Origin of the sequence: Tepidimonas sp. (assembly GCF_036824975.1) — a bacterium.
Taxonomy (GTDB): Bacteria; Pseudomonadota; Gammaproteobacteria; order Burkholderiales; family Burkholderiaceae_C; genus Tepidimonas.
Genome location: NZ_DAISZC010000090.1, coordinates 1 through 6824, shown reverse-complemented (window position 1 = coordinate 6824; position 6824 = coordinate 1). Strand labels below are relative to the sequence as shown.

Sequence of the window (6824 nt, the reverse complement as noted above, 5' to 3'; positions counted from 1 at the left end):
CAATCGTGCCCACGTTGACGTGCGGCTTGGTCCGCTCGAATTTTTCCTTTGCCATTGCACTATCCTTGCGTCAAAGAACGATGCCCGTGCACGGTTTACGTCTGCGGCACGGGCCCGCCACGGGCAGCGGGCCCACCCCAGCTGGGGCGCCGAAGACGCTGGGTAGGCTTACTTGGCGCGCGCGGCGATGATGGCTTCCTGCACGTTGCGCGGCGCCTCGGCGTAGTGCTTGAACTCCATCGTGTAGGTGGCGCGGCCCTGCGACATCGAACGCAGCGTGGTGGAGTAGCCAAACATTTCGGATAACGGCACCTCGGCCTTGATGACCTTGCCACCGCCGGGCAGGTCGTCCATGCCCTGCACCATGCCGCGGCGGGACGACAGGTCGCCCATCACGTTGCCGGCGTACTCCTCGGGCGTTTCCACCTCGACGGCCATCATCGGCTCCAGGATCACCGGGCTGGCCTTCTTGCAGCCTTCCTTGAAGCCGAAGATGGCGGCCATCTTGAACGCCTGCTCCGACGAGTCCACCTCGTGGTAGGAACCGAAGTGCAGCGTGACCTTGACATCGACCACCGGATAGCCGGCCAGCACACCGGTCTGCAGCGCCTCTTCGACGCCCTTTTGCACCGCCGGAATGTATTCGCGCGGCACCACGCCGCCTTTGATGGCGTCGATGAACTCGAAGCCCTTGCCCGGCTCGTTCGGCTCGATCTTGAAGACGACGTGGCCGTACTGACCCTTGCCACCCGACTGGCGCACGAACTTGCCTTCGGCTTCCTCCACCGTGCCGCGGATCGTTTCGCGGTAGGCCACCTGCGGCTTGCCGACGTTGGCCTCGACCCCGAATTCACGCTTCATGCGGTCGACGATGATTTCCAGGTGCAGCTCGCCCATGCCGGCGATGATGGTCTGACCGGACTCCTCGTCGGTGTAGACACGCAGCGACGGGTCTTCGGCCGCCAGGCGGCTCAGAGCGATGCCCATCTTCTCCTGGTCGGCTTTGGCCTTGGGCTCGACCGCCTGCGCGATCACCGGCTCCGGGAACTGCATGCGCTCCAGCACGATCGGCGCGCTCGGATCGCACAGCGTCTCACCGGTAGTGACTTCCTTCAGGCCCACGCAGGCCGCAATGTCGCCGGCGCGGATCTCCTCGATTTCCTGCCGGTGGTTGGCGTGCATCTGCACGATACGGCCGATGCGCTCCTTCTTGCCCTTGACCGAGTTGAGCACCGTGTCGCCCTTGCGCAGCACGCCGGAGTACACACGCACGAAGGTGAGCTGACCGACGAAGGGGTCGGACATCAGCTTGAACGCCAGCGCGGCGAGCTTTTCCTCGTCGTCGGCACGGCGGTTGGTGGGCTGATTGTTTTCGTCGGTGCCGGCCACGGGCGGGATGTCCACCGGAGACGGCAGGAACTGGATGACCGCATCGAGCATGCGCTGCACACCCTTGTTCTTGAAGGCGGAGCCGCACAGCATGGGCTGGATTTCGCAGGCAATGGTGCGCTGGCGCAGGCCGGCGATGATCTCGTCCTCGGTCAGCTCGCCGCTTTCGAGGTACTTGTTCATCAGCTCCTCGCTGGCCTCGGCAGCGGCCTCGATCATCTTCTCGCGCCACTCCTGGGCCACATCGAGCAGGTCGGCCGGCACGTCGCGGTACTCAAACTTCATGCCCTGCGAAGCCTCATCCCAAATGATGGCCTTCATTTTCAGCAGGTCGACCACGCCCTGGAAATTCTCCTCGGCACCGATGGGCACCACGATCGGCACCGGGTTGCCCTTCAAGCGTGTCTTGATCTGCTCGTAGACCTTGAAAAAATTGGCCCCGACGCGGTCCATCTTGTTGACGAACGCCAGGCGCGGCACGCGGTACTTGTTGGCCTGACGCCAGACGGTTTCGGACTGCGGCTGCACGCCGCCGACCGCGCAATACACCATGCAAGCGCCATCGAGCACGCGCATGGAACGCTCCACCTCGATGGTGAAGTCCACGTGCCCCGGGGTGTCGATGATGTTGAAGCGGTGCTCGGGGTAGTTCAGGTCCATGCCGCGCCAGTAGCAGGTGGTCGCGGCGGAGGTGATGGTGATGCCGCGCTCCTGCTCCTGCTCCATCCAGTCCATGGTGGCGGCGCCGTCGTGCACCTCACCGATCTTGTGGTTGACGCCGGTGTAGTACAGGATGCGCTCGGTGGTGGTGGTCTTGCCGGCGTCGATGTGCGCCGAGATGCCGATGTTGCGGTAGCGCTCGATGGGCGTGGTACGTGCCATGAGATGACTCCAGATTCAGATGGGCGAAGCCCGCCAGCCTACGGTGATGTGGCGGCGGGCTTCGGAGAAGGAACGGGCGCGGCCTCGCTGCTGCGCCGGCGTCAGAAGCGGAAGTGGCTGAAGGCCTTGTTGGCCTCGGCCATGCGGTGCACCTCGTCACGCTTCTTCATGGCGCCGCCGCGGCCTTCGGTGGCCTCGATCAGCTCGTTGGCCAGGCGCAGCGCCATGGACTTTTCGCTGCGCTTGCGCGCGGCCTGCTTGATCCAGCGCATGGCCAGCGCCTGACGGCGCACCGGACGCACCTCCACCGGCACCTGGTAGTTGGCGCCCCCGACGCGGCGCGACTTGACCTCGACCAGCGGCTTGACGTTGTTGATGGCGGTGGAGAAAACTTCCAGCGGGTCCTTGCCGGTCTTTTTCTCGATATGCTCGAGCGCACCGTAGACGATGCGCTCGGCCACCGCCTTCTTGCCGCTCTCCATGATGACGTTCATGAACTTGGAGAGCTCGACGTTGCCGAACTTCGGGTCCGGCAGGATATCGCGTTTAGGGACTTCGCGACGACGTGGCATGGTCTTTTCCTTTGCTTCAGTTGGCACCTGTGTGCCGCGAGGGCCATCCGGACCCCCACTTACTCGACCCCGGCACCCGTGGTGCGTCTGAGGTCACTTCGTCTGAGCACCCACCAGCGAGGGTATTCAGACACCGAACGATGAACGGCGTATGACGCTGCAGCTGCAGCGACGCCTTTGCGATCACGCCTTCTTCGGCCGCTTGGCACCGTACTTGGAACGCGCCTGTTTGCGATCCTTGACGCCCTGCAGATCGAGCGAGCCGCGCACGATGTGGTAGCGCACACCCGGCAGGTCCTTGACGCGGCCACCACGCACCAGCACCACCGAGTGTTCCTGCAGATTGTGGCCTTCGCCACCGATGTAGGAAATGACCTCGAAGCCGTTGGTCAGGCGCACCTTGGCGACCTTGCGCAAGGCCGAGTTCGGCTTCTTGGGCGTCGTGGTATAGACACGGGTGCACACGCCCCGGCGCTGGGGGCAGTTTTGCATCGCCGGGCTCTTGGACTTGGCTTTCTCGGCCGTCCGCCCGTGGCGCACGAGTTGGTTGATGGTTGGCATAACGTCCCTAAACGTCGGATAAAAACGCACTGGGCCCTTCGGGGCCACCCGAAAAGCCCGCTACTGTATCACGGCAGCGCCGCCGGCGCAAGATCGTGTATGAGTCCACCCCCTTTGGCACTCGCGGCAGTGGTGCGGGAAGCATGTTCGCAGAGGTTGCTGGCCAGCCGTGGCAGGAGGGCGTACGGGCGAGACGGAACCAGAGCGACACCACGCCGCGCGGACACCGCTGGCGGCGATGTGGCCGCACGATGCTGCAGCTGGCCAGCGCGCGCTTTGCAGCCCTGCACCTAGCGTAGCCACAGGCGCAGCGCGCCCCACAGACGGCCCAACGGGCCCGCCTCCTCCACCGTCTCCAGCACCTGCAGCGGCACCTCGGCCAGCGGCTCGCCCGTGGCCGACAGCACCCGCAACGTCCCGAGCGGTTGCCCTTTGAGCAAGGGGGCCACCAGCGGATCGGGGCGCACCAGTTCGGTGCGCAACCCCCGCGCACTGCCTGCGGGCACCGTAACGACCACCCCCTGCGGCAAGCCCAGGCGCACCTCGCTGGAGCGCCCTTTCCACACCGGCGCCGTGGCCACCGGCGCACCGGGCGCCGCCAGCCGAACCGCCTCGAACGCGGCAAAGCCCCAGTTCAGCAGCTTCTGGCTTTCGGCGGCGCGCGCGTTTTCGCTGGCGGCGCCCAGCACCACGCTGATGAGACGGCGCTGGCCAGCGGGCCCGTCGCCCCAGCCGGGCACCGGGCGGCGCGCCGTGGCCACCAGGCAGTAGCCAGCGGCGGCGGTGTGCCCCGTCTTCAAGCCGTCCACGGTGGGGTCACGAAACAGCAGCAGATTGCGGTTGGTGTCGTTGGCCGCCGGCGTGCCCGGGTAGCGGTAGCGCTGGATGGCGTAGTAGCCCACGTACTCGGGGAAGTCCTGCATCAGCCGGCGCGCCAGCGTGGCCAGGTCGCGCGCCGTGGTGGTGTGGCCGGGGGCCGTCAGCCCTTCCGGGTTACGGAACGTCGTGCGCGTCAGGCCCAGCGCCCGCGCCTGGCGGTTCATCAGTTCGACGAAATGCTCCACCGTGCCGCCCACCCCTTCGGCCAGCACCACCGTGGCGTCGTTGCCGGACTGCACGATCATGCCCTTGAGCAAATCTTCGACCGGCACGCGGGTGTTGGGCTCGATAAACATGCGCGAGCCGGGCATGCGCCAGGCGCGCTCGCTCACCGGCAGTTTTTCTTCCAGCTTCAGGCGGCCGGCACGCAGGGCGTCGAACACCAGGTAGGCAGTCATCAGCTTGGTCAGGGACGCGGGCTCCACCGGCTCGTCCGCATCCTTGGCGGCCAGCACCTGCCCGCTGGTGGCGTCAAGGAGCAGCCAGGCGCGCGCCGCCACCTCGGGCGGCTGCGGCGCCTGCGCCCATGCCACAGCCAGCGGCAGGAGCAGCAGCCACGCCAGCCAACGCGCCGCGCGGCGCGCAACAGCAATCCGGCGCCAACGCAGCGCTGCCGCAGCAGGCCCGCGGCCCGGTTGGCCGGACAGCGGGCTTGGCGTGACGTTTGGCGCGCTTGCGCGCGCGCGGTCGTTATAGCATTTCAACAGAGCACCTCCTCTGCTGCCGCGGTGGCGGCAGCGCGATCGAGTCCAATGGATGAATCACGGCGCATCGATGGCCCGCAGATGGTGCAGAACGAGCGCTTTGAGCAGCGGCAGGCGGCCGTGGAAGAAATGATCGCCGCCGGGCACGACGGTCAGCGGCAGGCCCATCGGGCGCGCCCAGTCGAGCACGGCGGTCAGTGGCACGATGTCGTCCTGCTCCCCATGCACGACCAGGGTACGGGCCTGAAGTTCCGCCGCCAGCGGCGGCAACACGAAGCGGCTGGCCGCGGGCGCCACCAGGCACAGTGCGTGCAGGGACCGGGCGGGCTGCACGCGCTGGGCCGCCGCAGCCGCCACATAGCCGCCAAACGAAAAGCCGGCCAGCGCCAGCGGCACGCCATCTGCAGCGCGCGCGGCGACGACCGCCAGCAGATCGTCCACCTCACCGACGCCGTAGTCGTGTACGCCACTGCTGGCGCCTACGCCGCGAAAATGAAAGCGCACCGCCTCCCACCCCTGCTGCACGAACGCGCGCGCCAGCGTGTGCACGACCTTGTTGTGCAGCGAACCACCAAACAGCGGATGCGGGTGGGCGATCACGGTCACGCCGCCACCCGCCCGCGATACAGACGGGCGATCGATGGCGAGCTCGAGCACACCGGCAGGCCCGGGAATCTGCAGTGCTTCGGTATGGGCGTTCATGCCGCCAGCGACTGCACGCCGCGCCAGCCTCAGCGGCCAACATCCGGGGCCAGCCGCAGGCGCTCGACGGGCACCCCGTCACGCAAGTGGCTGGTCACGATCTCGTCGATGTCGGCCCTATCGACGTAGGTGTACCAGACCCCTTCGGGGTAGACCACCGCCACCGGGCCGCCCGCGCAACGGTCCAAACAACCGGCCTTGTTGACACGCACCTGGCCCGGACCGGCCAGCCCCAGGTCGCGTACCCGCGCCTTGCAGTGCTCGAACGCCTGCTGCGCGCCATGCTGGGCGCAGCACGCCTGACCGTTGGCGCGCTCGTTCAGGCAGAAAAAGATGTGCCGACGATAGTAGCCGTCCGCGCCGCAGCGTTCACCGTGTTCGCTCATGGGCGCGCATTGTAGGGGGAGGACTCGTCGCGCCGCAGCGCCAGCCGAGCCGCCACGCCCAGCGCCAGCCACGGCCACAACCAGCCCAGCCATTGCAGAACGCCGTGGAAGCGGCTAAAGCGCCCCTGCTCCCAGCTCTGCAGCCATTCGTGCAGGTAGGCCGGATCGGGCACACGGTTGAGCCAACCCAGCGTCAGCGCCCCGACCGCTACCGCCAGCAGCGCCGCCGCGCGTGCGCCCAGCGGCAGCGCAAACAGCGACAGCGCGCCCACCGCCGCCAGGCCCAGTTGCACCGGCGGTGTCAGCCAGGCGGCACTCTGAGCCGGCCCAAACGAAAGTGCAGCCGACAGCGTGCCGCAGCCCAGCACGGCCGGCGCAAACAGCAGCGCAAAGGCCAGCCGCTGGCCCAATCGGCGCAGACTGGCGTAGCCCAGCAGCACCGGCAGCCACAGGCTCAGCGCCACCAGCGCCGCTTCGGTGAGCGGGCCGGGGGCCACGGGCGGGGGTGCGGGTGGCAGCCAGGGCTGCCACGGCGTGCCCTGCAAGGCCTGGCGCAGCAGCGCCTCTAGCCGCGGCCACCACTGGCCCGTGCCAAACGGCACCGCCGTCGGATACAGCACCGCAAACGGCCACAGCAGCAACAGGGCCCAGCCCGATTGCGCCCCGGGGCGCTGCCACCCCTGCCGAAACGACACCCACCCACGCAGCAGCCGCCAGCGCAGCGCCAGCCGCGCCACCACCGCGCCCAA

At 67.7% G+C, this 6824-nt stretch carries 7 protein-coding genes; all 7 read right to left on the bottom strand.

Annotated features, from left to right (window positions below; all coding sequences use genetic code 11):
- Positions 1–168: 168 nt before the first annotated feature.
- Positions 169–2271: an elongation factor G gene (fusA, locus tag V7Z54_RS09190; protein WP_334136029.1), complete on the bottom strand. Its 2103-nt coding sequence runs from the start codon at positions 2269–2271 to the stop codon at positions 169–171.
- 101 nt (positions 2272–2372) lie between these two features.
- Positions 2373–2843 (bottom strand): 30S ribosomal protein S7, encoded by a 471-nt coding sequence (gene rpsG / locus V7Z54_RS09185; RefSeq protein WP_334136027.1) that lies wholly within the window; start codon positions 2841–2843, stop codon positions 2373–2375.
- Between the two features lie 183 nt (positions 2844–3026).
- On the bottom strand, positions 3027–3404 hold the full coding sequence (gene rpsL / locus V7Z54_RS09180) for a 30S ribosomal protein S12 (RefSeq protein ID WP_043701114.1): 378 nt from the start codon (positions 3402–3404) through the stop codon (positions 3027–3029).
- A gap of 290 nt (positions 3405–3694) precedes the next feature.
- Positions 3695–4846 (bottom strand): D-alanyl-D-alanine carboxypeptidase family protein, encoded by a 1152-nt coding sequence (locus tag V7Z54_RS09175; RefSeq protein WP_334136032.1) that lies wholly within the window; start codon positions 4844–4846, stop codon positions 3695–3697.
- A 198-nt stretch (positions 4847–5044) separates the two neighbouring features.
- Positions 5045–5689 (bottom strand): alpha/beta hydrolase, encoded by a 645-nt coding sequence (locus V7Z54_RS09170; protein ID WP_334136024.1) that lies wholly within the window; start codon positions 5687–5689, stop codon positions 5045–5047.
- Between the two features lie 29 nt (positions 5690–5718).
- Positions 5719–6075, bottom strand: a complete 357-nt coding sequence (locus tag V7Z54_RS09165; RefSeq protein ID WP_334136023.1) for a (2Fe-2S) ferredoxin domain-containing protein — start codon at positions 6073–6075, stop codon at positions 5719–5721.
- The coding region (locus tag V7Z54_RS09160; protein WP_334136022.1) for a VanZ family protein at positions 6072–6824 on the bottom strand (753 nt) is incomplete at its 5' end. The genes V7Z54_RS09160 and V7Z54_RS09165, both read right to left, overlap by 4 nt.